The organism is Bombilactobacillus bombi (assembly GCF_013607485.1).
Taxonomy (GTDB): Bacteria; Bacillota; Bacilli; order Lactobacillales; family Lactobacillaceae; genus Bombilactobacillus; species Bombilactobacillus bombi_A.
In genome coordinates this window covers 1-413 of sequence record NZ_SCHP01000156.1, presented here as the reverse complement: position 1 = coordinate 413, position 413 = coordinate 1, and the positions used below count along the sequence as shown (strand labels likewise).

The 413-nt window shown below is 39.0% G+C and carries 1 protein-coding gene; it reads left to right on the top strand.

The window, feature by feature from the left end:
• On the top strand, positions 1-413 hold a 413-nt coding region (locus EQ827_RS08915), incomplete at both ends, for an AraC family transcriptional regulator ligand-binding domain-containing protein (protein WP_181190616.1).

The following is a 413-nucleotide window of genomic DNA, read 5'->3' as shown; positions in this document are numbered from 1 at the left end:
GATTCAAATCATTTAGAAGGCGTAGATATCGACCATTGGGAAAGTCTTCTCATTATTGCTAAAGATTATTTAAATGACCCTTTCATTGGTTTACATGTGGGGCAAACCATTACAGCTCAGCATCTGGGTGTATTAGGGTCAGTATTTCTTGCTTGTGAAAATCTGGGGGCGGTTTTAGAAAGGTTTGAACGATATCAGCGGCTTGTCTATGATGTTTATCCTGCCACTGTTCGTATTTATACTGAATATGTAGAGCTTTCATGGGATACAAAAGGTGAGCAAGTCGGCCCTTTATCGGATGAAACTGGCCGTACCGTTATAGTTCAATTTTGCCGTAGTCTCATTAGAGGAAAAGAAAGACTTAAAGAAATACATTTTATTCATGAACGGCCTGAAAATGTTCAGCCTTATGA